This is a genomic window from bacterium, assembly GCA_016708315.1.
Classification (GTDB): Bacteria; Zixibacteria; MSB-5A5; order CAIYYT01; family CAIYYT01; genus JADJGC01.
In genome coordinates this window covers 652757-677433 of sequence record JADJGC010000023.1, presented here as the reverse complement: position 1 = coordinate 677433, position 24677 = coordinate 652757, and the positions used below count along the sequence as shown (strand labels likewise).

Sequence of the window (24677 nt, the reverse complement as noted above, 5' to 3'; positions counted from 1 at the left end):
TCGATGAACGATCCCTATCAAATTCCTGATCCGTCCAAGATGTCGTTGATCGACCGCATCATCGCCTTCTGCCTCGACAACAAGCTGGTTGTCCTGTTAGTGACGTTGGCTGTGCTCGTCTGGGGAGTGATAGTAGCGCCGTTCGATTGGGATATTGACTTTCTTCCTCGTGATCCGGTTGCCGTCGATGCCATTCCCGACATCGGCGAGAATCAGCAGATCGTCTTCACCGAGTGGGATGGCCGCTCAGCACAAGATATTGAAGATCAGATCACATATCCGCTAACCTCGGCATTGCTGGGTCTACCCGGCGTCAAGACTGTTCGCAGCTACTCGTATCTCGGGTTTTCGACGATCTACATCATCTTCACCGACGATGTTGAGTTCTATTGGTCGCGAACGCGCATACTTGAGAAGCTAAACTCACTGCCCTCTGAAGTTCTCCCACCGGGTGTGAAGCCGACTCTCGGACCAGATGCAACTGCGTTGGGGCAGGTCTTCTGGTACACTCTTGAAGGTCGCGACCCTACTGGCAAGGCAACTGGCGGGTGGGATCTGCACGAACTGCGATCGATTCAGGATTGGTCCGTGCGCTATACTCTGCAATCAGCGGAAGGTGTTGCAGAGGTTGCTTCTATTGGCGGTTTCGTTAAAGAATATCAAGTCGATGTCAATCCCAGTGCCTTGCGCGCCTTCGATGTGATGCTCGAAGACGTCTTTGAAGCAGTGCGCAAATCCAATATCGATGTCGGCGCCGGAACGATCGAGATCAACAACATCGAGTACACGATTCGCGGCGTCGGATTTCTCAAAAGTGTCGCCGATCTCGAGAATTCAGTAATTAAGCAAACCAACAATCTACCGGTTCGCATCAAGGATGTTGCGACAGTCTCGCTTGGTCCAGCGATGCGCAGGGGAATTCTCGACAAGGGCGGGGCCGAAGTCGTCGGCGGTGTTGTGGTCGCGCGATTCGGAGAGAATCCGCTGGCGACAATCAAGAACGTCAAGAGCAAGATTGCCGAGCTATCCGCCGGATTGCCGCAGAAAACCTTGGCTGACGGCACAATCTCAAAAGTCACAGTTGTGCCATTCTATGACCGTACCGGCCTTATCTACGAGACCCTCGGCACACTCAACTCTGCTATCGTAGATGAGATCATCGTCACAATAATCGTTGTGCTGGTGATGGTGATGCACCTTCGCAGTTCGCTGCTGATATCGGGGCTGCTGCCGGTGGCTGTGTTTGGGTCATTCATCGGAATGAAGCTATTCGGTGTAGACGCAAACGTCATGGCGCTTGCGGGAATTGCGATTGCCATCGGCGACATTGTCGATATGGGGATTGTCATCTGCGAAAACATATTGCGCCACTTTGACGAAGCTCCTCCCGGAACGTCGCGACGCAACATTATCTTTAGAGCAACTTCAGAGGTCGGTTCAGCAGTTCTTACAACCATTGCAACCACGGTGGTTTCATTTCTGCCGGTCTTCACGATGATTGCCGCCGAAGGGAAGATGTTCAAGCCGCTGGCTTACACCAAGACATTCGCCCTGGTCGCATCGGTCGTTGTCGCGCTGACTATCGTTCCTGCGCTTGCGCACTTGATGTTCAGCAACCCCGGCAAGCAGAAACGAAGTTCGCGACTCATACCAATTGGGCTCGGCGTGGCGGGAATTGTATTGATTTCAATGTGGTCTCTTTGGTTGGCAGGATTGATGCTGATTGCAATCGCGGGTTACATGATCTCCAAACCAATGCTGTCCGACTCGCTTCAGACCAAAATGCCAATGTACATCAACTATGCTCTCGCGCTGTTTGTGGCGTCGATCCTTGCAAAGCACTGGATGCCGCTCGGAGTCGGCACCGGCGAATTCTTGAATTTTATTTTCGTCGTCTTGGTTGTAGGCGGAATACTTGCACTATTCCTATTGTTCATCAAGGCTTACCAGCCGGTACTGCGTTGGTGCTTGAACAACCGGCTATTGTTTCTCTCGATGCCGACCGCGTTGACGATTGTCGGATTTATCATTTGGCTCGGATTCGATTCCATATTTGGATTCATGCCGAACTTCATTCGTTCATCCTCGCCTTATGTAGCCGTGAACCACGCCTTTCCCGGAACCGGCAAGGAGTTCATGCCCGACCTCGATGAGGGCTCTTTCCTGTATATGCCGACGACAATGCCACACGCGTCGATTGACGAGGCGCTCAGCATACTGCAGCTTCAAGACAAATCCTTCGAGAGTATTCCGGAAGTCGAATCAGTAGTCGGCAAGTTGGGACGCGTCGAATCCTCGCTTGATCCTGCGCCAACGTCGATGATCGAAACCGTCATCAGCTACAAATCCGAGTACCTCAGCGATGAAGACGGTAACCGCCTCAAGTTTCGATTTGATGAAGACTCGAATGCCTTTGTCCGAGACCCAAGCGGCGAGCTGATTCCAGATGATGATGGCAAACCGTTTCGCCAATGGCGCGAACATATCCGCTCGACCGACGATATCTGGAAAGAAATTGTGGCCGCTGGAAAATTGGTCGGTGTCACGTCAGCGCCAAAATTTCAGCCGATTGCGGCACGCATTGTCATGTTGCAGTCTGGCATGCGCGCACCAATGGGAGTCAAGATCAAGGGGCCGAATCTCGAAACTGTCGATGCTGTAGGCTTGGAAATTGAGAAACTTCTCAAAGAAGTTGGCTCGGTAGAGCCTGCGACAGTCGTCGCCGACCGTATCGTCGGCAATCCATATCTCGAAATCGAAATTGATCGCGACGCGATTGCACGTTACGGTTTGACAATTCGCGATGTGCAGGATGTCATCGAGGTTGCTCTTGGCGGCATGCCGATTACTACCACCGTCGAGGGCCGCGAACGCTATCCGGTGCGGGTACGATATCAACGCGAGTTGCGAAATTCGATCGAGGAAATTGCTCGCGTACTGGTGGCAACATCAGATGGCAAACAGATTCCTTTGATCCAGTTGGCGAGCATCAACTACGTTCGCGGGCCGATGATGATCCGTTCCGAGGATACATTCCTCACCGGATATGTCATCTTCGACAAGAAACCCGGAAGTGCTGAAGTTGATGTTGTCGAGGAAGCCGACGAATTTCTGAAAGCGAAAATCGCTTCCGGCGAGTTCGTCATTCCGTCCGGTGTGAGTTATAGCTTTGCCGGAAGCTACGAGAACCAGATACGTTCCGAGAAGACACTTCTCATTGTGATCCCGCTCGCGTTGTTCATCATTTTCATGCTGATATATTTTCAGTTTCGGGACGTGCCGGTTACGATGCTGGTCTTCACCGGAATCTTTGTAGCGTGGTCGGGTGGATTCCTGATGATGTGGTTCTACGGGCAGGAATGGTTCTTCAACTTTTCGCTCTTTGGCGAGAATGTCCGCGAATTCTACAATATCAAGATGTACAATCTGTCCGTCGCAGTCTGGGTCGGTTTCCTCGCGCTTTTCGGCGTCGCTACCGATGACGGCGTTCTGATATCTACTTACATCAAGCAGGTGTTCAAGGACAAGAAACCAACCTCGCCGGCAGAGATACGTGAGGCGATAATCCTCGCCGGCTCCAGACGAATCCGTCCGGCATTGATGACCGTGGCGACAACTCTGCTGGCACTGATACCGATATTGACAGCTTCCGGCAAAGGCTCTGATGTGATGATTCCTATGGCGATACCGTCATTTGGTGGCATGACCATTGCAATCATCACAGTGCTAACCGTGCCGGTATTGCACAGCTATGTGGCGGAATATCGGCTCAAACGCGGCCAAGAGTTGTAGTCGCCATTGTTACAGGAAATTCAAAGGGGAGATTAGTAGCGAAGGCCGGGACTATCCGGTCCCATAAGAACAGTGAACTCGCGCAACAGTTGCGGGTCAAAGTTGTTTTTCATTCCATGCATCAACTTCAAAGCAGAAAATGTCTCAATAGCTGATTGGTAGACTCGCTCCGTAGTAAGTGCATCGAAGACGTCGGCGATGGCAACTATCCGGCTGTAAGGGTGCATGTCCGCCTCGACCAGCCCGAATGGATAGCCTGAGCCGTCGATTCGCTCGTGGTGATGCAGGACCGGGTAATAGGATTCCTCGTGAATCAGATCTGTTTCCCGCAAGATGTCGCCGCCCCAACCGGGATGTTTCTTCATGATTTCAAATTCAGAGCGATTCAGCGAAGTGCGCTTTGTGAGTATCCGTTCCGGTACCTTGCTCTTGCCGACATCATGCAGAAGCGCTCCGGTTCCGAGCACAGTAAGTTCGTTTCGATCATCAATTCCGAGTTGTCGAGCCAGCGCTAACGAGAACGTCGCCACGTTTACTGAATGCGTGTACGTGTAGTAGTTGAACGAAGTGATCTTCATCAGACTCAAGAACGCATCGCGCCCCTTGAGAATGTAGTCGATAGTATTCTCGACCAACCCCTGACTGCGTTTGATGTTCTCGGAGTAAGTCGGATTGGCGAGAACGTCCTTAATCAGCGCTTTCGACGTGTCGTAAAGAATCTCAGCTTTTTTGACTTCTTCTATCTTGGGGTCAGATAGGATGTCCGACATGTTCTCTTCGATGTACCGTTGGTATGCCGCTTTGGAATCGTGGGCGATGTAGATATGCTGGACATTGTTCTCACGCAGTCGCTCGAGGTTTTCATAGGTAAAGGGAAGCGTTTGCGAGCGATACAAAACCAGTTCACGGCCGACGTAGATGTAGATATCGAATCCCAGTATCTTGTCGATTCGCAGCGATTCGACATGAATGGGGATAAACGCCGGCTGACCAGCCTCCTGGCGCTTCTTCAGCAAATGTTCTGATTGCGAGAGCATCAAGAGAAGTATCGACAAAGGGTTACGGTTACTTGAAACCAAAAAAAACCGGCCCTGCACTTGGCAGGACCGGTCCACAGAAAGGGAGGGGCCAACAGGCTACACTAAAGAGGAGGAATTTGTCAGCTGCCGTAGCTCTTGACTAACATCATGACCGACTGCAGCGAGGTAGTAATATTGGTGAGGGCTTTTGAGTATCTTTTCAACAGCTCGGAGTACTGCCAGCGCATCGAAAACGCCTTTTCCGGAAAATCGAACAGATCCAGCAACGTTTTGCGGTAGATCTCGTCGAGATAGCGCACGACATCGTAGGTGTATTCCGGCAGATCGTCGTCGGTGGCATTGCCTTTGCTGAGTTTATCGCGATAGGCTTCGACCTTCTCGAGTACGACAGTACCGAAGCACCAGGGTGACATTACGACGCCGAAATTGTTGCCTTCGCTGTAGAAGTCATACACCGTGCGGAGAAGAACTTCGATGACCTTTTTCCGGGCATAGAGATAAGCATGCAGTTCATTCTGGTGCGGCTGCAACTCAGACAGTTTCACTTTGACATCTTTAAGGTCTGCGAGGGCGCGTGTTTCAACTTGTTCCAGGAATCCGTAATAGTCCTCGAAGTAGACCTTTACATTTTCACTCAGGGTGTAGATGAAGTAACCTCCATCGTCCTTCTTCACTCGCGGCTCAACGCTCTTCTCGAAGCGGTTTGCGGCGAATCCTCTCTTCATGTCTGTTGCTATCATTGTAGTGTTTCTCCTTCCCTCTCTATCGTTCACGAAGACACTCTTACGCAATAGCTGTGCCGAGCGCGAATTTCCGCCAACAGACGCAGGGAGGTAAGGAATTGTGTTGAGGATAAAGGGGTTACGGGCGCCAGGCGAAAAAATGCCCGAAGAAGCTGCAATGCACACTATGCGCGCGATTGCACTTTCATCTGCAGACTATGCAATGACGTGAACAAAGATTCAGAAGCAGTTTACTTGGGAACTCGAAGGAGTAGGAAAAGTCCCAGCACAAAGAACACAGCATTAGTGCCCCAGGCAGCAACCAATGGCGAGATAATCCCGTTGTGTCCCATCTCAATAGCGACTTTTACCATAGTGAAAAACACGAACGAGATTCCCATCGACAATCCGAAACTGATACCAATGCCCGCACGGCGCGGATTTGACGCCAATGCCACACCTATAAGAATGATGATCACATTGATCAGTGGGAACGAAGTCTTATTATAGAGGTCCACCGTTTGCGGTGTGACATCTTTACCGAGTGCACGACTAACAGCGATAAACCGCTGCAGTTTGAAGTAATCCATCGAGTAAGCATCCTGCCGGGTGAACCAATCCTCAAAGAAACCCGGCTCTTCGCGAAATCCGATGAATGTCATCGAATCGTGAGTAATCGACATAATCGGTTGGCTTGCCGAATCAAGATCGCCTATCTCCTTGACTGCCACACCTGTGCCAACCCAAACAGAATCACGCCATTCGAGCTTTTGCGCTGTGATGATCTGCTTCAGTGATCGACCGGCAAAAGTCTGAATCAGCACATCCTCGCCGGTGGCCGATTTGGACACGTAATTGCCAAACTGAAAAATACGTCCGTCGAGACCCTGGAACAACTGATTGCGATAAACTCCGGCGCTTTCGCTTTTGCGTCGTTCAATGCGTTCAGTCTTGATGATGTTCTTTTGATGATTGGCCTCCGGAAGAACCAGCTCGCCAAATACCCACAGCCCGCCGGCAATCACGAAACCGGCCGTCATAAGAACAACGGCAATACGATAGATTGAAATGCCGGCCGCTTTCATGGCAGTCAGTTCATTTGTCTTTGCCAACAAACCTATTGAGAAAATCGCCGCCAGAAGCGTCGCTATCGGGCAGGTCAGAACTACAATGAATGGGGTGAAATACAGATAATAAAGCGCAATATCCGACGCCTTCGCGCCGGACTCAACATACTTGCCGATATTCTCAACTAGATTGACGAGGTCGAAGATCAGAATAAAGCAGGCTATAGCGACAAAGAATGTCAGGAAGAAGCGCCTGAGCAGATATCGGGCGAGTATGCTCAACTGCGCTTGCTCCGCCAGAAGATCGTCTGCAGTGCCGCCAGAAAACTTTTCTCGCTTCGCACCCAGTAGATAAGAATCAACCCGACGCCTACCATCAGAATGTTTGCCGTCCACATTGCCACCCACGCCGGAATCACCAATCTATCTGCAAGCTGTTCACCGCCGATGAGAAATGCCCAATAGACTGTGAAGAGACCGATTGAGATACCAACTGAAAGCGCCATACCGCCGCCGCGACTTACGACACCAAGTGGCGCGCCAATCAGGATAAACGCCAAACAAGCCGCCGGAAGTGAGTATTTCTTATGAATCTCCACTGCATACTTGGAGATCAGTTTGATGTTCGTCGCTATTTGTGTTCGCCGAGTCTTGAACAACCGCGTCATTTGAACAATCTTGTTATAGGACTGTCCGACGGCGTAGGTGAGCCACTCGCGGGCACCGCGATTGTCACCTTCGACGAACTTTGCCGGCGCGCTCAATACAGTCAAGAGTGAAGAATCAGTGTCGAGTACTACGGCATTGCGATAGTCGGCAATTTCCTTTTCCCAGGCGTGCACCTTCTCAAGCATCTGCGGCGCCGACATCTCGCGGTCACCGCGATAGTCCTGCTGGGTTTCTTTCAATCGCGTGTCGAGATTTCCAACTTTGAATGTTTGCGAACGAAAGGCAGAGATTCGATAATCACGGGCGTTGTCGCGATCCTGTTCGTGTACTTGTCCGCTCATTAGATGAAACGTGATCATTTCGTCGCGAGGAGAGAATTCAACTGTTCCGGAATCGGCGGTTATCGTGCGATTTAGATTCTGATTGGTGCGGTCATATATCACCGCACCCTTGATCCTAGATGTCTTGTGGTCAATGTCTTCCACTAAGACGATGTATCCGGGGATGTCATCCACGAAGACGCCGGGTTGAATCTGAAGAGCAGGGCGTAGCCTGCCAATGTCGCTTCTCAAATTCGATGCCATGTGATTGGCTTCAGGCAAGACATCGTTGTTAAACCAAATCAATCCGCCGCCAATCAATGAAGCCGCAACTACGACCGGGATCATCAGCCGGAAAATGTCTATTCCCAGCGATTTGATAGCGAGTATTTCTTTGTCGCCAGTCATCCGGCCAAAGGCCATCAATGTTCCTACCAATACAGCCATCGGAACTGCCAATGCCAACATCCAAGCGAGATTCAATACGAGAAACTTGACAACGGTCCAAGTTGACAAATCCTTGCCGATAATCAGTTCCAGCATGCGCGGGATGAAATCGATAATCAGGACAAATGTAATAATGAAGAAGGCGAATAAGAAGGGACCGAGATGCTCCCTAAGGATGTAGCGCGTTAGAATCCACACAGAACATTCTACAACTGTCGCTTAGGCATCGGCAAGGGAAATTGTTGCGCTCAATGAGAGTGAGAGCTCAGTCCGACCAACAGCGCCATTGCTGCGACCCCAAGTATAATGCAGATAAACTGACCAACCGAATTGGAGAGCTTAACGTCGTGCTGAAGCTCTGGAATCAAGTCGGAACCGGCAATGTAAAGAAATCCACCGGCAGTAACCGGAATCATCGCTTCAGTAAGATGCCCGATACTCGGTCCAAGAGACAGCACGGCTATTGCCCCGACCATGGCAACAGAAGCTGACAGGAAGTTAAAGATCAAAGCGCGCCTAACCGTCATGCCGCTGTGAATTAGAATGCCGAAGTCACCAATTTCCTGAGGAATCTCATGGAGTACTATTGCTACTGATGTGGTCAGCCCCAGCGGTATACTCACCAGGAATGTCGAGCCGATCAGCACGCCGTCGATTAGATTGTGCAGGGCATCGCTGACAATATTCAGCGTAGCCATTGGATGTGTATGCTGATGCGAAGTCACGTGGCAATGCCGCCAGCGAAGAAACTTCTCCAAAACGAAGAAGATCATGATCCCGACAACTATCAGCAGCGACGTGGTTATCGATGACTCGCTGTGATGGAAGGCCTCGGGAAGCAGATGAATAAACGCATTGCCGAATAATCCGCCGACCGCAAATGCTACAAGATAGAGCGTGATTCGTTGGAGTCGATCGCGTGATAGCGACATCGTAAAGACGCCAACCAGCGAAATCAAACTCACCACTGCGACGCTGACTAAGGTATATGTCCAGACTTCCAATGAATCTCCTGTTACACACCATTCCGGCAAACTTGCTTGATACTTATAATGTGATCTGTCGGAGGCATCGCCAGTGTACAGCAGATGTCGGTAGCCGTCAAGCACAAACATATCAGTCAGACTTCGAGTAGAATCTCAGTTATGTCCCGCACACCAATTAGACCCGACAGTGCCCCAACCATTCGAGCATTATTACTTCGTTGGTTTGCTCGAAACAAGCGACCCGATCCGTGGCGTCTCAATCCCACACCATATTCGATTTGGGTTGCGGAAGTTATGCTTCAGCAGACCGTTGTTGCGGCAGTCATACCTTTCTATACTGCCTGGATGAGGAAGTTTCCCGACGTTCAAAGTCTGGCAGACGCTCCAGAGAAGGACGTTCTGCGTCAATGGGAAGGTCTCGGCTACTACTCACGTGCGCGCAATTTGCGCAAAGCCGCGCAGGTATCTGGTTGAGCAGTACGACGGAAAATTGCCACAACAATTCGATGAACTTGTCGGTCTTCCCGGAATCGGTGACTACACGGCATCGGCGATTATGAGCATCGCCTTCAAGAAGCCATATCCGGTTCTCGACGCAAATGTACGTCGAGTGGTAAGTCGCATTCTCGCAATTCAAACAGAGGACCACGCGACTTCACAGAAAATCCGCGAATTCCTTCAAGTCGTGATTTCCAAGAAGAAGCCGGGTGAATTCAATGAAGCGATGATGGAACTCGGCCAGACAATCTGCCGGGCGCGAAATCCGATCTGTGAGCGATGTCCAATCAAGAGCAAGTGCCGAGCGAATGAACTCGGTATCCAATCGGAAATTCCGATGAAGTTGTCAAAGGCAACAATTGAGAGGCGATCACTGGTGTTCATACTTCAATACAGGGACAAAATCCTACTTCAAGAAAATCTCAGCGGTCTGTTTGCCGGAATGAAGTCTCTGCCGCGGATTGCTTATTCTGGGAAGTCGCCGAAGTTTGCGGCCAGCAAATTCCTGCACTTAAGAGGACACGATAAGTTCGAAATCATAGGAAGACTTAAGGTTAGGACACACAAGTATACCAAATACTCTGATCGGCTCACGCCAATAGTTGTCGAACTTCAAGGCAAGATTGGACTCAAGATGGGCAATGTTTCTTGGGTTATGCTGAATAGTCTGGATGAACACCCGCTTCCAGCAATCGATAGGAAAATTGTCGCCGATTTCCTGAATCTGGTCAAGTCTAATCATAGAATAAATCATCAATTATTTTAATTCCCACCTTCAAGATTTCCTTTTGGTGAAAGCAACTTTCGTGTAAATTGCTTCGTTCCTGCGGCGCTTGCAAAACGCGACCGTCTGAAACGTTTGAAGTCACTGACTTCGACACAAATGATAAGGTTGGTTTAAAATGTCACCGTACAAAACACCCGATGGTAAAGTACTAATCACCCTGATTCCCGGCGACGGTATCGGACCTGAGTGCGTTAACTCGGCGAAGAAAATGATCGAAGCTACAGGTGCTCCGATTGCCTGGGAAGAGCGCGCTGCCGGTGAAAGCGTTTTTAAGCAGGGTATCCCTTCCGGCGTTACTCCCGAAACGATCGAGTCGATCAAGAAGACGCGCCTCGTATTGAAGGGCCCCCTTGGCACGCCGATCGGTTATGGCGAGAAGAGCGCAAATGTCACACTGCGCAAACTGTTCGAAACCTACGGCAACATTCGTCCGGCGAGAGAAATTCCGGGAGTCACGACTCCATACACTGGCCGTGGCGTTGATCTTATTGTTGTTCGTGAAAATGTCGAAGATCTTTACGCCGGTATCGAGCATATGCAGACACCGGGCGTCGCTCAGTGTCTCAAGCTGATTTCGCGCAAAGGTTGCGAGAAGATCGTCCGCCTTGGATTTGAAGTTGCACGCGCCGAAGGCCGCAAGACCGTTCATTGCGCCACCAAAGCCAATATCATGAAGTTCACTGAAGGCACGCTTAAGCGCGCATTCGAGGCGATCGCACCAGAGTATCCGGATATCGAATCGTACCACATCATTATCGATAACTGCGCTCACCAGCTCGTTAAGAAGCCGGAACAGTTTGATGTCATCATCACGACCAACATGAATGGCGACATCATCAGCGACTTGAGCTCTGCATTGATCGGTGGACTTGGATTCGCCCCGTCGGCAAATCTCGGCACCGATATCGCCATCTTTGAAGCCGTTCACGGATCGGCGCCGAAGTATGCAGGCAAGAACGTCATCAATCCGACCGCGGTCGTGTTCTCCGCAGTGATGATGCTTCGGTACATGGGATTATTCACCGAAGCCGCAACGATTGAAAACGCCGTGCTCTTCACACTCGAGGAAGGCAAAGTCATGCCGCGCGATGTCGTCGGCGACGCCAAGGCTGCTTCGACCACTGCTTACACTGACGCGATCATTGCCAACTACGGCAAGAAACCGTCAAAGGTACAGATCCGCGACCATAAGCCGATCAAGATGCCCGATGTTTCCTCCAGACCAGATTTCGTGGTTGCCAAGACGCGCAAGGTCGTCGGACTTGACCTCTTCGTCGAATGGGGTAAATCAGTAGACGCACTCGGCAAAGGTATGGAAGCCGTCCTCGAAGGCACTCCGCTCAAGCTGAAGATGGTCTCCAGCCGCGGTACCAAGCTGTATCCTTCAATGGGAACGATCACCGACACGGTTGATGCCTTCACTTGTCGTATCTTAATGCGTGATGCCGGCAAGGACATGACCGACGAGGTACTCGCCGCGATTATGCAAAAGATGAGCGGCAAGTTCACATGGGGACATATTGAGAAGCTGCAAATCTTTGACGACAAGGATGGCTTCACCAAGGCCCAAGGCGAAGACTAAACTTCGTACCGTCCTCTTAATAGAAGATTGGATAGATATGCGGCGGGAAGCAATTCCCGCCGTTTTCTTTGGTTCACATACGCAACGATCAATCTGTTTCCCGCCCGTCAGTCTCTTTAAGTTAGTGACGGTTCACCGATTCTCCCTTTAGTCCATAATCGACAGCACCGGCCCCGTAACTTGTTGCCCTAAATGTTGAAACAATGTATCTTCTTAGTCGATGATTGAATATGGACTCACTTTCACTACCGAAACCGGGATTTAGTTAATAGTGCCAATAGACGATTCAGACGACAAGACAAGAGCTCACGTTGCTCTGACAAGCGGAACGATGATCTCGCACTACCGGATCATTGAGAAAATCGGTGCCGGAGGAATGGGTGAAGTCTTTCTCGCCGAGGATACCAGACTCAAGCGAAACGTCGCACTGAAATTTCTGCCATCCCATCTTGTGTTACATGAAGAAATCAAGACCCGGTTTTTGCGAGAAGCACAAGCTGTTGCCAAGCTGAATCATCCTAACATTGTCACGATCTATGATGTAAGCGAATTCAACGGCAGGCCATTCTTTGCGATGGAACATGTCGAAGGGAATTTACTTCATCACTTCGCCCACGAAAAACCGTTGCCGCTCGACACGGTTGTGGATTACGCCATTCAAGTGTGCCAGGGAATCGGCGAGGCGCACCGCGCCGGCGTAATTCACCGGGATATCAAAGCCACCAACATCATCGTTGATATCAAGGGACGGGCTCGATTGCTTGATTTTGGTCTGGCAGCCGTTGCCGGGGACGACAAGTTGACGAAGACCGGCTCTACGCTCGGCACCGTAGCGTACATGTCGCCGGAGCAGGTTTCAGGACGAGATATTGACCAGCGATCAGACCTGTTTTCCTTTGGTGTCGTTCTTTATGAATTGCTCGCAGGGCGCACGCCCTTCCGGCGCGACAGCGAAGGCGCAACTCTTAGGGCAATAATGCAGGATACACCGGAACCACTAGGGCGCTACAAATCGGACATCCCGCAAAAGCTTCAGCAAATTCTCGACAAGCTGCTTGAGAAAGACCGTCAGATGAGATATCAGACGGCTGAAGATATCATTGCTGATCTGAAACGGCTCGCTTATGACTCACAGCAGACCGGAAGTCACCCTCCGCCCAAAGCGGTCAAATCACACCTTAAAGTGTATGTCGGAGCGGCGATAGTCGTTGTTGTGGTAGTTTTGGCCGTCTACTTGATCCCGCGGTCTCAATCGAGTCATTCAGAGACAACCAATGCCATGCCGATGATTGCGGTTTTGCCATTTGAGAACTTGGGAAGTCCCGATGACGAATATTTCGCGGATGGCATGACTGAAGAGATCACTTCCCGCCTGGCCGGTATTGAAGGTCTCGGCGTGATTTCCCGTACGAGTGCGATGCAATACAAGAAATCTGGGAAGAGCCTAAGTCAGATCGGAAGCGAGCTTGGAGTAAATTACGTCCTTGAGGGAACTATACGATGGGCAAAGTCAGGCGGACAGACTAAGGTCAGAATTACGCCACAACTTATTCGAGTGTCGGATGATCGCCACATGTGGGCTGACAACTACGAGCGAGCATTAATGGAAGTATTCGCTGTGCAAGCGGAAATCGCCTCACAGATCGTCGACCAACTTGGATTGACGCTTCTTGAACCAGAGCGTGAAAAACTCGCGGATAAACCGACGAGCAATGAGCGAGCATATGAGTATTACCTTAAAGGAATCAGCGGCTACCGACAAACCGACCAGGGATTTAAGGCGAGGACAACCTACGCGGCTTATTTTGACAGTGCTGTGATGCTGGATCCCGAGTTTGCTTTGGCTCACGCGGAAAGATCAATTGCCTATACTTGGCTCGGTTATGAATTGAGCTCGCCGGAGAAGAAAGCAGTAGCACGTCAGGCAGCCGAAAAGGCGTTGCAGCTAAATGCAAAGCTTCCTCAAGGTCACCGCGCACTCGGGACCTACTACAATGTAATCGAAACTGACTACAATCAGGCGCTGGCAGAATTTGAGATTGCCAAATCGGAACTCCCCAATGATCCCGAACTCTTAGCCGGCATAGCGTTCGTTCAGATGCGCCAAGGTAGATTCTCGGAATCGCAAAGCAATTATCGCCGTGCCGCCGAGCTTGATCCACTTGAAGCGCGAAGGCATATGGAGTTGGCTGGTTGTCTCGGTCTTACCCGCTCCTTTGACGAGGTGGAAGCATCAATCAATCGCGCCATTGCGCTAGAACCAACCAGGTCTTCCCACTATACTTCAAGAATCAATTACTACGGGACACGCTATGGCGACCTGGACAAGATGGAGCAACTTGCCCGGCAGACCCTTAAACACGTTGATACTCTGAGTCTGTTTTCGGAGAATTCGTGGCTGTTTTTCCGACGTCTTCCTGATCTACCCATTGATTCACTCTTTGCTCGCCATCTGCGCGAACTTCGAAACGAAGCAAAGCCCCAGGATTTTCACCTGAGCGTGAGCTTTATGTACCGATTACGCGGTGATTCGGCGCTGTCTCTCGCGCATGCCGATTCGGCCAGACAACTTCTTGAAATTGCCATTGATGACCAGCCCGATGACCCCCATCTTGTTTCTCCTCTCGGAGGGGTGCTCGCAATATTAGGGGAATGCGACCGGGCAGTTGAAATGGGGCATCGAGCCATGGACCTTCTCTCAGTTGATAAATGCCACTGGTGAGGACCTTCAATGGTCATGGTCATGGCCAATGTTTACGTGATGTGTGGACGGTACGAAGAGGCAATCGAAAGACTCGACTATCTCCTATCAATTGAATCAGGTCTCACGACAAATGACTTCAAGTTGAACGAGGAATTCAAGCCGCTGTGGGATCTTCCAGCTTATCAGGAAATGATCCGCAAGCACGCCACCTCCAACCTGCCGTAATACTCCCGGTTCGCAATTGGCTGAATAGCCAGGCCATTTGCGGAGTATGACGCGGAGACGTCGCTTTTGCTTTTACTTCAGACTTGCTGTTCTGTTGACTTGGGAAGAATTACGCGGACCTTTTCGATTCGCTGGCCACCGACGCGTTCGACGACGAACTCAATCCCATCGGAAGCGACTTTCTGACCAACATCCGGCAACGAACCAACGAGGTCGTAGATGTAACCGCCAACCGTCTCGAATTCTTTTTCCTCCAGTTTCAGATCGAGTTGATCGGACAAATCATACATCGAAAGATTCGCAGATACCACATACTCGGTATCCGAGACCTTGACAATGTCAGCTTCTTCCGAGTCGTGCTCATCTTGAATGTCGCCGACAATCAATTCTAACAAGTCCTCTAATGTCACCAGTCCAGCTGTGCCGCCGTATTCATCGACGACAATTGCCATGTGAACCTTTTGGACTTTAAACTCTTCGAGCAGTTTCGACAATTGCTTGCTTTCGGGAACGAATAGTGCCGGTCGTGCAATTTGTGTGACGTCCGTATCAAGAGAAGGCAGCGGTGACTGTTTGAATAGATCCTTCACATGCAGTATTCCCACGATGTTGTCGATTCCGTTTTTGCATACCGGCAGGCGTGAATAGCCGGTTTCAGCTACGACTTCACGAACTTCGGCGAAACTAGTGCCCGTTTCAAGGAACTTGATCTCAATGCGCGGAATCATGACTTCGCGAACTTCCGAATCCGCAAGGTCGAACACGTTGACGATCATGTCGCGGACGCTCTCTTCCATAGCCGGTTCGTCGATACCCGCCGAATCAGCCAGCTCTTCGATGGCGCGCTCGACGATTTCTTCCTTGCGTTCATCGAGGTCCTGCTGGTCAATCAAGCTGCTTTTGAATTTAATGATTGACGACACTGCCGGTGAGGCCAAGGTGACAAAACTATAGAGCATCCATGCCTTTGATGCGATGATGTCGAGTTCACGTTCTTGCTTGAGATTCGGAGCGATGACTGCAACAAGCGTAGTGTAAACAAACCAGCCGATGACTATCAGGGCAATCTCGATCGCATACTTTTGGATGCTTGGTACTTCGAAGCTCGAGCCGATGAGGAACCATAGTATGGTTGAGACGATCAATGATCCCGACTGGATCAGTGTCGCAGTCACCACCAGTCGCTTGGGATTCGTCATGAGTTTCTGAACGGTTTGCTGTTTCTTTTCCGGAAGCGATTCGATGAATTTCTTTTCATCGTGGTCGGACAAATACAATCCGCCGGCCGCGACTGCAAACACATACGACAAGTAGTACAAAATCAGGATCGCAAAAAACGCGGCAACGAATATCATCGCTTGCTCCTCGCATCCAGCATTGCCAGATACTTGTCTTCCTTGGCGGCCATGATCGCGCGTTTTTGTTTTGTCGGATGGTGTATGCCTTGCAGGTGCAGCAATCCGTGGCAGAAAAGCTTGTGTATCTCTTGTGTGGGAGTGATTCCATACTCAGCGGCATTGCGGCGCGCCTCTGGAATCGAGATGTATATTTCGCCTAAGAGCGGGTCAGAATCGTCTTCCATAGCAAATGACAAAACGTCGGTTGTTTTCTCCTTTCCGCGAAACTCGCGGTTGAGTTCATACATACGACTGTCATCGACAAAAATCAAGTTCACATTTTTATTACATCGCTCGCCCTTGAGCACCATCTGCGCCAACTGCGTCAAACTCTTGCGGGGTATGCGGGTATTGGAAACGCTGTTGTGAATTGTGATGGTCGGCATCAAGCGGGCTTTTCTTCTTCGCGCGTGGGATAATCAACGCGACTGTGGAATGCCCCCATCAACACCTTGGCAAACGCATCCTCGATGCCTTGAAGGTCATTTAGGGTAAGCGTTGACTCCGAAAGTTGTCCTGATTGAAACTTGTCGGTAATCAACCGCTTAATCAAGTTGCGAATGCGCGCCGGTTTCGGATCATCCAACGTGCGAGATGCTGCTTCTACCGAATCGGCGAGCATTAGGATCGCCGTCTCGCGCGACTGCGGTTTGGGACCGGGATACCGGAACTCAGCGTCAGAGACTTCTTCATCGGGACGAAGTTCTTTAGCTTTGTTGTAGAAGAACGACATCAACGACGTGCCGTGGTGTTCTTCAATGAACGCGATAATTCGATCGGGCAAATCGTTTTCTTCTGCAAGTTCTCTTCCGCGCGTGATGTGCGACTTAATCACAATTGCCGACATTGTCGGCGACAACTCATCGTGTTTGCTGCGCAGTCCCATCTGATTTTCAACGAAGTACTCAGGGATTTCCATCTTGCCGACATCGTGATAATATGCTCCGATTCGCGCCAACAGTGAATTCGCGCCGATTGATTCCGCTGCTGCTTCGCATAAGCTACCGATCACAAGTGAATGATGATAGGTGCCGGGTGATTCGAGTGCCAGCCTCTTGAGAAGCGGATGATTCATGTCGGACAATTCCAGCAATGTGATGTTTGTCGTGAACGAGAAAAAGACTCAAACAACGGCAGTACAGCCATCGCAATAAACGAAGACGCCGCAGCGTTAATCAGCGAGTATCCGCATTGCTGAAGTACAAAGTCGCCCGACGCAAACTTCAGCGACTCCAGCAGGTACGCTGTCGCTGCCAAAGCCAGCGATATGTACAGCGCTCCGCGATAGAAGTCCGACCGCTTTTTTACTTTCTGCATCGTAAATGCTGACACCAAACCGGAAACGACGATCACAAAGCTGATTTCAAAATTGAATTGGAAGAGAATTCCAAATAGCACTGCTTCTGTGAGCGTGACCAGAATCGCGGTCGAGAAGTCGTAGAGAATAGTCACTAATATGATTCCTGCAGTGACCGGTATCAGATAGTTGGATATGCCAGCCTGTTCAGTAATGAGATATGCGGCGACAACCGTTACAAGAATCACCAAAAGCAATGGGAAGATTCGAATCAATACGAAGTCATCTTTGCCGCGCATAGCGCGATACGCAAAGAGGAAGCTCATGAACACAAATGCGACAAACAGGAATCGGGCCAGTATTGGCAGCAAATATTGCAGCAGGCCGGCCTTGGCGCCTGTTACAGAACGATGTTCTGCCAGTGCATTCAGCCATTCCAGATGCGTCTTGGTAACCGGTTCATTCTTGGCAATGATTCGCTGTCCAGCTTTGAACCATACTCGTTCTTGCGATACAGCGGCCAACGCTTCTTCTCGTTTTTGAGTGGTCTCTTCCGGCGAGTAAGTCAGATTCGGCACCAAGAATTCAACAGCGATGTCATAAAGCCAACCGGCGCGGACATTTGCATCTTCCGCGTGAAGGCTCAAATCGGCTTCCAACTCCTTACGATTTTCCGCGAGCCCGCGAATTTGATCGGCGGCATACAGTGAAGCACGGGATTCTCGATTAATCTGTGCTGTCTGGTAGTTCGATGGTACGGCGGTATCGGCAACCGCTACGCCGACAAGGTAGCGATCTTCAAGTGCCTTGCGGATTACCCGCTTCTTCTGCTGAAGACTGTCCGCGGCTACCAGTCGACGCAGTACGCTTTCCTCGATTCGCGGGTAGAACAGGCGCAGCCGATCGGCTCCGCGCTCGACGTTTTTGATCCGTTGTTTGACGCTGTCGGCGAGGAAGAACAATCGATCCAATGCCCGAAATGCAGAGTCGACCTTTGTTTCGTCATATGACATTACGGCCGGTAGCGAGCCGATGACTTCGCGTCTTTCGAACTCTAACTCAGCTTCAGTCTTGTAAACGGGAAACTCGAACGGGGCGATGATATCATCGGTGGCGATGTCGCCAACTTGCGGAGTCGACGGCGGCGCGAACACATGCGCCATGGGAAACAAGAACGATGTGAAAACAATGGCGAATGCGATCACCAACACCAGCCAAAAACGGCTGGCGCCTGATGGCCCGTGCGTCGCCCGCTCCTGCGGATTCGTCGACGCACCTTCCGCATGCCTATGCGGAGGAGATCAAACATAGATTATTTCTGCCCGGTCTCGTAACGATCGAAAGCGCGGATGATTTGCTTCACCAGGCGGTGACGCACTACGTCCTTGTCGGTCAAGTAGGAGAACTTGATCTCGGGAATGTCCTTGAGGATTTTCTGAATGGCAACCAATCCTGATAGTCGCTTTCTGTCGAGGTCGATTTGTGTGACGTCGCCGGTGATGACTGCCTTGGATCCTTCACCTATGCGCGTTAAGAACATCTTCATTTGAGCGACGGTGGTGTTTTGCGATTCGTCCAAAATGACGAACGCCGTATTAAGAGTCCGTCCGCGCATGAACGCCAACGGCACAATCTCGATTACACCTAATTCCATCAGCTTCTTTATCTTATCGGCAGGAAGCATATCATGTAAAGCGTCGTAAACCGGGCGAAGGTACGGGTCAACCTTGGCGCGGATATCTCCGGGTAGAAATCCCAATGATTCTCCAGCCTCCACAGCAGGACGAACAAGGATGATTCGATTGTAGAGCTTGCCTTTAAGTCCGGCAACTGCTTCTGCAACAGCGAGATAGGTCTTTCCAGTACCGGCGGGACCGATTCCGAAAACGATATCGTGCTTCTCGATTGCCTCAATATACTCACGCTGACCGATCGTTTTGGGCGAATATCGGCTTTCACGATACTTGAAAGCGCCGAGGAAATATCCAGCTCGGTCGCCGGTCCTGACCAGATTCCTTTATCTGCGAGATCGCATAGTTCAGGTACTGGTCAGAGATTTCGCCTTTGCGCTGAAGTCTTTCGAACAAGTCAAAGAACAAGGTCTCGGCCTGCGCGGCTTCCGGTCCGGTTATGGTAATGGCGTCTCCACGGGCGACGACTTGGACATCAAAACTGGCTTCGACTGTTCTGAGCAGGTTATTATTGCCTGTAAACAGGGTGCGGGGATCGACACTCTTCAGTTCGATCTTTTTTTTCTATGGGGTCACTCAAGCGGTTTTTCGTACCTCGATTTCTCGAAATTCTGCCCTAAACACGTTGTCACGTCCTTATCGAACGTGACCAACGAGAATACGTTCCTCAAATAGATTCTGTCAATTGAGGGCGCTAAAATGTATCTGATTACTTCTTCTTGTCAATACTTATCGCAAGCGACAGCTCTGCCAGCTGCTCCGGTTCGATTTCGGTCGGCGATCCGTCCATAAGTGACTGTGCTGCAGTCGTTTTCGGGAACGCAATCACATCCCGAAGGGACTCTGATTCCGTCATAATGCCGACAATGCGATCCAAACCGAGACCCATTCCACCGTGAGGCGGGGCGCCGTACTTGAGCGCTGTCAAGCAGGAATCCAAACATCCGATCGGCGCGGGCATCATCCATTCCCAAGATATTCAGGATCTTCTTCTGCATATCGGAGCGATGATTGCGAATGCCGCCGGAGGCAAGCTCGAATCCATTGCACACCAAATCATACTGATTCGCTCGCACTTTTGCCCATGGATGATTCGGGTCACTCAAAGGTGTCGACGTAGTGAAGCCTTCTTCCAAGAGACCCATATCAGCTTCGCGTGGCGAGGTCACTATATTGTGCATCGCATCAAATCGGCCCAGTTCAGAATGGTACTCGAACAATGGAAATTCGGTAACCCAGAGGAACGAGTACTTCGACTTGTCAATAAGTCCGAATTTCTTACCGCAGTAACTGCGAACACGCCCAAGTATTCCTTCGGTTGGCAGCTTCGTACCAGCGCCGAGCATTAACAGGTCGCCGTCCTTGATATTGCCGATTTCGCGAAGTTTCTTCACGACATCATCAGTCAGGAACTTCTTGATCGGCGACTTGATTTCTTCAGCAAATGCAATCCAGGCGAGACCTTTTGCACCGGCGAGCTTCGCCTCGTCTTCGATTTCTTCCAGTTGCTTGCGTGATAGACCGGCTTGACCCGGAGCAATCACGCCCTTGACAACTCCGCCAGTCGCCAACGCTTCGGCGAACACTTTGAATTCGGAACCGGCGAACGCTGTCGAGAAATCAATCAGCTTCATTTCGAATCGGCGATCCGGTTTGTCGGAACCATATTCGCTCATGATCTGATCGTAGGGGAAGCGCGGGAACGGCGTCTCGATCTCGACATTCAATGTCTCTTTGAACGAGTACTTCATCATCCCTTCGACCATTGTGAAGATGTCGTCCTGTGTGACGAAGGACATCTCCAAGTCGATTTGCGTATGCTCCGGCTGGCGATCGGCACGCAGGTCTTCATCACGCAGGCATCTGGCAAGCTGAAAATAGCGGTCAAAACCGGAAATCATCAGGATTTGCTTGAACAATTGCGGCGACTGCGGCAATGCATAGAACTTGCCGGGATGGACGCGCGAAGGCACAACATAGTCCCTTGCTCCTTCGGGAGTCGAGCGCATCAGTAGCGGTGTTTCGATTTCAAGGAATTTCTCGCCATGCAGATACTGCCGAACTGCAAATGCGAAGCGATGGCGCAATTCAATCTTGTCGGCAAGGAATCGCCTGCGCAGGTCAAGATAGCGATAGGTTAGGCGCAGGTCTTCGTTGGCGGCGGTGTCTTCTTCGATTTCAAAAGGCGGAGTTTCTGACTCGGCAAGCAATTCGAAGTCTCTGGCGTCGACTTCGACATCACCGGTGGAGAGATTGGCGTTAATCATGCCTTCCGGACGTTTGACAACGTTTCCGGTGACACTGATCACATATTCGCCCCGCAGGCGCGAGGCGATTTCCATTTTATCGGCAGAAAAGTTATCAGGATGGAAGACTACTTGTGTCACGCCATAGCGGTCGCGCAAATCAACAAATAGAATGCCGCCGTGATTGCGGTATCTCTTTACCCAGCCATTAAGAGTGATGCTTGAGCCGGCGTGCTCTTTGCGAAGTTCCCCGCAGGTATGTGTGCGTCGTAATTGCGAAAACGGTTTCATCCTCAGACCTATCAATCAATGCCAATTGGTTTCCAGCGGACGAAACGTGAACTATCCAGCGCATTTCACGCAGCCGCTGATTGGCGAAGATAACAAAATCGGGCGACTTTCAAAGGGAAAATCCGCGCAGCTGTACCCCCGTACTGTCTGGTGGAAGCGAACATTTTGGGTTTCCTTTTCGATATGCTATGCTATAATGGAGCGGCATGACAACAATCGAATCAACATACAAAGGCTCAGGCGTTTGAATCTGCTTTCCATCATTTGCATTGCCATAGCACTGGCGATGGATGCGTTCGCCGTTGCTATTGCTGTTGGTTGCCGCATTCCCAAGCTGACGTATAGGCATTACTTCCGCTCTCATTCCATTTCGGGCTGTTTCAAGCACTTATGCCGCTTCTGGGCTGGTATCTGGGCACCAAGGTCGAGCACTTGATTGTCAACATTGATCACTGGGTTGCCTTCGGTTTGCTGGCCATAATCGGGGCAAAGATGATTCAGGAATCACGCTCGCACAAAGACGAACTGAACTCCGCTTTGAAAGATCCGACTCGCAAGTGGTCCCTGATGCTTTTGTCAATTGCGACGAGCATCGATGCTTTCGCGGTCGGTTTGAGTATGGCGCTTATGAATGTTGAAATTGTGACGCCAATAATCATAATTGGCATTGTCGCGTTGGCGTTCACAATCGCCGGAATGATCTGCGGCAGACGCCTTGGCGGTTATCTCGGTCGGAAAGCCGAATTGATCGGCGGACTAATTCTAATTGCCATAGGCATCAAGATTCTCATTGCTCATTCGAGCTAAAATCACCCCCGAATTCGTATTCGCATTTAACATATCGGTGCCAGGATTCGTAGACAGAGTATTACGACAGGAGAATCAATGGACTATTATCAAATTTGGTGCAATCTAAAGGAGTCCCACAAAGACCTCGAATTTTGCGAACACGTCTCGAGTTACCTTGGCTACCTTCAGAAACAGGGGAAACTCAAGGGATTTACCATCGCCCGACGCAAACTGGGATGGGGACCTGCAGAACTGGGAGAGTTCAACATAACAATAATGACCGACAATATGGCTCAATTGGATGAGGCATTCCAGCACGTCGCAACTCGCGACGGCGAGGTTGAGCGATTGCATCGAAATGTATTTGCGGAAGTGACCGATTTCCGGTCGGCGCTCTATCGCGATTTTCCCGACAGTGTCCGGTCCAAGGGATAGGTCATAGATCCGATCGTCTCAATGCGGCGGGAATCGGAAGAAGGTTAAGAGACGGCCTTGATTCGCGCCGCTCGGCTTATTATAATATCGCAGACGTTCTCAAAGAGACTTAACGTGTTTCACGAGGAGATACATCAATGTCGAAACAAGCCATGACTGAACTTAAACAGATCATGAACGAGGTTTCATTGATTGGCTCGACAGCCGCACTACTGGGCTGGGACGAGCGAGTCAATATGCCACGTAATGGTTCCGCTCACCGTGCCAATCAGCTTGCCTATATGGCTGGACTCTTGCACGAAAAATTCACCGCTCCCAAAGTTGGTGACTTGTTGAAGACCGCAGAGGGCAGCGCTATAACCAAGGATCCGCTGGCTGCGGACGCTGTTATTGTACGCGAGTTGCGTCGTGTCTATGACAAGAGGACCAAGGTACCCGGGAAATTGGTTGAAGCCATTGCTCACGCCGAGACTACCGGTCAGAGCGTCTGGGTGAATGCCCGCCGCGACAATGATTTCAAATCGTTCTTCCCGCATCTCGAGAAGATGATCGATCTCAAGCGTCAATATGCCGAAGCCGTCGGATACAAGGACGTGGCTTATGATGCCTTGCTCGACGATTACGAACCCGGCGCAACAGCAAAATCGATCACCGTTGTATTTTCGGAGTTCCGTAAAGGAGCTTGTCGACTTCGTGACGAAGATTCGCAATGCCCCGAAAAGACCTGATGTTTCGATTGTCGAGCGTGAATTCTCGATCGATCGCCAACGCATCTTCGGCGAGACAGTTGCCGCAGCGATAGGATTTCCGTTTAGCGAAGGCCGGCTTGATGTCACAGCTCATCCGTTCTGCTCAGGTATCGGCCCCGGCGATTGCCGCATCACCACCCGCTATAATCCCAAGCATCTTGGTCAGGCGCTTTTCGGCACTATGCACGAAGCCGGCCACGCGCTTTATGAACTCGGACTGCCGCGAGAACACTTCGGTACACCGATGGGCGAAGCGGTGAGTCTCGGCATCCACGAGTCGCAGTCGCGCATGTGGGAAAATATGGTTGGCCGCTCCAAGCCGTTCTGGAAATTCTTCTTCCCGCTGGCACAGCAGACTTTCTATGAAGCCTTGGGCGATGTCGCGTTTGATGACTTCTATTTCGCTATCAATGATGTGCAAGCTTCATTCATCCGCGTTGAAGCCGATGAAGTGACTTACAATCTGCACATCCTGCTCCGCTTCGAGATAGAGCAGGGAATCTTTGACGGTTCGATTAAGCCGAAGGATCTTCCGTCCGTGTGGAATGAGAAGTTCACCAAGTACTTTGGAATCACTCCGAAGTCTGATTCTCAGGGTTGCTTGCAGGATATCCACTGGGCAGCGGGTCTGTTCGGTTATTTCCCGACCTATGCCCTGGGCAATCTTTACGCTGCGCAGTTCTTCGCCAAAGCCAAGAAGGACATTCCTGATTTAGATGAGCAGTTTGCCGCAGGTAAGTACCTGGCACTGCTTGATTGGTTGCGGAAGAACATCCACAGCCAGGGTCAACGCTACCATGCCGAGGACCTAGTTAAGGTCGTTACCGGCAAAAAGCTTGATCACAAACCGTTGATGGGTTATTTGGAGAAGAAGTTCAAGCCGCTATACGGCGTGAAGTAGATTCAACATTCAATCTATTTAGTGAGGGACGTGGAACACTGC

General features: G+C 50.7%; 17 protein-coding genes and 3 pseudogenes. 9 read left to right on the top strand and 11 right to left on the bottom strand.

Annotated features, from left to right (window positions below; all coding sequences use genetic code 11):
* Positions 1-3: 3 nt before the first annotated feature.
* Positions 4-3792 carry an efflux RND transporter permease subunit gene (locus IPH59_15225; protein MBK7093042.1) on the top strand — a complete coding sequence of 1263 codons (3789 nt, stop codon included), beginning with the start codon at positions 4-6 and terminating at the stop codon, positions 3790-3792.
* A gap of 32 nt (positions 3793-3824) precedes the next feature.
* On the opposite strand, the gene IPH59_15220 is transcribed toward IPH59_15225, so the two are convergent.
* The 5 genes from IPH59_15220 to IPH59_15200 form a co-directional block, all read right to left on the bottom strand.
* Positions 3825-4829 carry an HD-GYP domain-containing protein gene (locus IPH59_15220; protein ID MBK7093041.1) on the bottom strand — a complete coding sequence of 335 codons (1005 nt, stop codon included), beginning with the start codon at positions 4827-4829 and terminating at the stop codon, positions 3825-3827.
* 122 nt (positions 4830-4951) lie between these two features.
* Positions 4952-5572, bottom strand: a complete 621-nt coding sequence (locus tag IPH59_15215) for a hypothetical protein (GenBank protein MBK7093040.1) — start codon at positions 5570-5572, stop codon at positions 4952-4954.
* Between the two features lie 233 nt (positions 5573-5805).
* The gene (locus tag IPH59_15210; GenBank protein ID MBK7093039.1) at positions 5806-6903 is read right to left on the bottom strand and encodes an LptF/LptG family permease; all 1098 of its coding nucleotides are present in this window, start codon (positions 6901-6903) and stop codon (positions 5806-5808) included.
* The gene (locus IPH59_15205) at positions 6900-8255 is read right to left on the bottom strand and encodes an LptF/LptG family permease (protein ID MBK7093038.1); all 1356 of its coding nucleotides are present in this window, start codon (positions 8253-8255) and stop codon (positions 6900-6902) included. Before IPH59_15205 ends, IPH59_15210 begins: the two co-directional genes overlap by 4 nt.
* A gap of 50 nt (positions 8256-8305) precedes the next feature.
* The gene (locus tag IPH59_15200; GenBank protein MBK7093037.1) at positions 8306-9172 is read right to left on the bottom strand and encodes a ZIP family metal transporter; all 867 of its coding nucleotides are present in this window, start codon (positions 9170-9172) and stop codon (positions 8306-8308) included.
* Between the two features lie 165 nt (positions 9173-9337).
* Here IPH59_15200 and IPH59_15195 point away from each other — a divergent pair, with 165 nt between their 5' ends.
* The 5 genes from IPH59_15195 to IPH59_15175 all read left to right on the top strand — a co-directional run bounded on the left by IPH59_15195 (position 9338) and on the right by IPH59_15175 (position 14839).
* Positions 9338-9517, top strand: a complete 180-nt coding sequence (locus IPH59_15195) for a hypothetical protein (GenBank protein MBK7093036.1) — start codon at positions 9338-9340, stop codon at positions 9515-9517.
* Between the two features lie 16 nt (positions 9518-9533).
* Positions 9534-10307: a hypothetical protein gene (locus IPH59_15190; GenBank protein ID MBK7093035.1), complete on the top strand. Its 774-nt coding sequence runs from the start codon at positions 9534-9536 to the stop codon at positions 10305-10307.
* Between the two features lie 136 nt (positions 10308-10443).
* Positions 10444-11910, top strand: coding sequence for an NADP-dependent isocitrate dehydrogenase (locus IPH59_15185; GenBank protein MBK7093034.1), 1467 nt, complete (start codon positions 10444-10446; stop codon positions 11908-11910).
* A gap of 271 nt (positions 11911-12181) precedes the next feature.
* Positions 12182-14632: a protein kinase gene (locus IPH59_15180; GenBank protein MBK7093033.1), complete on the top strand. Its 2451-nt coding sequence runs from the start codon at positions 12182-12184 to the stop codon at positions 14630-14632.
* A 9-nt stretch (positions 14633-14641) separates the two neighbouring features.
* Positions 14642-14839, top strand: coding sequence for a hypothetical protein (locus tag IPH59_15175; GenBank protein MBK7093032.1), 198 nt, complete (start codon positions 14642-14644; stop codon positions 14837-14839).
* A gap of 77 nt (positions 14840-14916) precedes the next feature.
* On the opposite strand, the gene IPH59_15170 is transcribed toward IPH59_15175, so the two are convergent.
* The 6 genes and pseudogenes from IPH59_15170 to aspS all read right to left on the bottom strand — a co-directional run bounded on the left by IPH59_15170 (position 14917) and on the right by aspS (position 21761).
* Positions 14917-16194, bottom strand: coding sequence for an HlyC/CorC family transporter (locus tag IPH59_15170; protein MBK7093031.1), 1278 nt, complete (start codon positions 16192-16194; stop codon positions 14917-14919).
* The gene (gene ybeY, locus IPH59_15165; protein MBK7093030.1) at positions 16191-16622 is read right to left on the bottom strand and encodes an rRNA maturation RNase YbeY; all 432 of its coding nucleotides are present in this window, start codon (positions 16620-16622) and stop codon (positions 16191-16193) included. The genes IPH59_15170 and ybeY overlap by 4 nt, the downstream gene beginning before the upstream one ends.
* The gene (locus IPH59_15160; GenBank protein ID MBK7093029.1) at positions 16622-17311 is read right to left on the bottom strand and encodes an HDIG domain-containing protein; all 690 of its coding nucleotides are present in this window, start codon (positions 17309-17311) and stop codon (positions 16622-16624) included. The genes ybeY and IPH59_15160 overlap by 1 nt, the downstream gene beginning before the upstream one ends.
* Entirely contained in the window at positions 17308-18738 is a 1431-nt protein-coding gene (locus IPH59_15155) for a hypothetical protein (protein MBK7093028.1), read from the bottom strand. The genes IPH59_15160 and IPH59_15155 overlap by 4 nt, the downstream gene beginning before the upstream one ends.
* A 107-nt stretch (positions 18739-18845) precedes the next feature.
* Entirely contained in the window at positions 18846-19544 is a 699-nt protein-coding gene (locus IPH59_15150; GenBank protein MBK7093027.1) for a PhoH family protein, read from the bottom strand.
* A 389-nt stretch (positions 19545-19933) separates the two neighbouring features.
* A pseudogene (aspS, locus tag IPH59_15145) lies at positions 19934-21761 on the bottom strand (aspartate--tRNA ligase).
* A gap of 244 nt (positions 21762-22005) precedes the next feature.
* Between aspS and IPH59_15140 the strand changes: the two are divergent.
* The 3 genes and pseudogenes from IPH59_15140 to IPH59_15130 all read left to right on the top strand — a co-directional run bounded on the left by IPH59_15140 (position 22006) and on the right by IPH59_15130 (position 24635).
* A pseudogene (locus IPH59_15140) lies at positions 22006-22568 on the top strand (manganese efflux pump).
* 78 nt (positions 22569-22646) lie between these two features.
* Complete coding sequence (locus tag IPH59_15135) at positions 22647-22985, top strand: hypothetical protein (protein MBK7093026.1); 339 nt, start codon at positions 22647-22649, stop codon at positions 22983-22985.
* Positions 22986-23122: 137 nt separating this feature from the next.
* A pseudogene (locus IPH59_15130) lies at positions 23123-24635 on the top strand (carboxypeptidase M32).
* The last annotated feature ends 42 nt before the right edge of the window (positions 24636-24677 follow it).

Coding starts and splice junctions, on each gene's coding strand:
- IPH59_15225 (MBK7093042.1), top strand. CDS start 4: ATGAACGATCCCTATCAAATTCCTGATCCGTCCAAGATGTCGTTGATC.
- IPH59_15220 (MBK7093041.1), bottom strand. CDS start 4,829: ATGCTCTCGCAATCAGAACATTTGCTGAAGAAGCGCCAGGAGGCTGGT.
- IPH59_15215 (MBK7093040.1), bottom strand. CDS start 5,572: ATGATAGCAACAGACATGAAGAGAGGATTCGCCGCAAACCGCTTCGAG.
- IPH59_15200 (MBK7093037.1), bottom strand. CDS start 9,172: ATGTTTGTGCTTGACGGCTACCGACATCTGCTGTACACTGGCGATGCC.
- IPH59_15195 (MBK7093036.1), top strand. CDS start 9,338: ATGCTTCAGCAGACCGTTGTTGCGGCAGTCATACCTTTCTATACTGCC.
- IPH59_15185 (MBK7093034.1), top strand. CDS start 10,444: ATGTCACCGTACAAAACACCCGATGGTAAAGTACTAATCACCCTGATT.
- IPH59_15175 (MBK7093032.1), top strand. CDS start 14,642: ATGGTCATGGTCATGGCCAATGTTTACGTGATGTGTGGACGGTACGAA.
- IPH59_15170 (MBK7093031.1), bottom strand. CDS start 16,194: ATGATATTCGTTGCCGCGTTTTTTGCGATCCTGATTTTGTACTACTTG.
- ybeY (MBK7093030.1), bottom strand. CDS start 16,622: ATGCCGACCATCACAATTCACAACAGCGTTTCCAATACCCGCATACCC.
- IPH59_15160 (MBK7093029.1), bottom strand. CDS start 17,311: ATGAATCATCCGCTTCTCAAGAGGCTGGCACTCGAATCACCCGGCACC.
- IPH59_15135 (MBK7093026.1), top strand. CDS start 22,647: ATGGACTATTATCAAATTTGGTGCAATCTAAAGGAGTCCCACAAAGAC.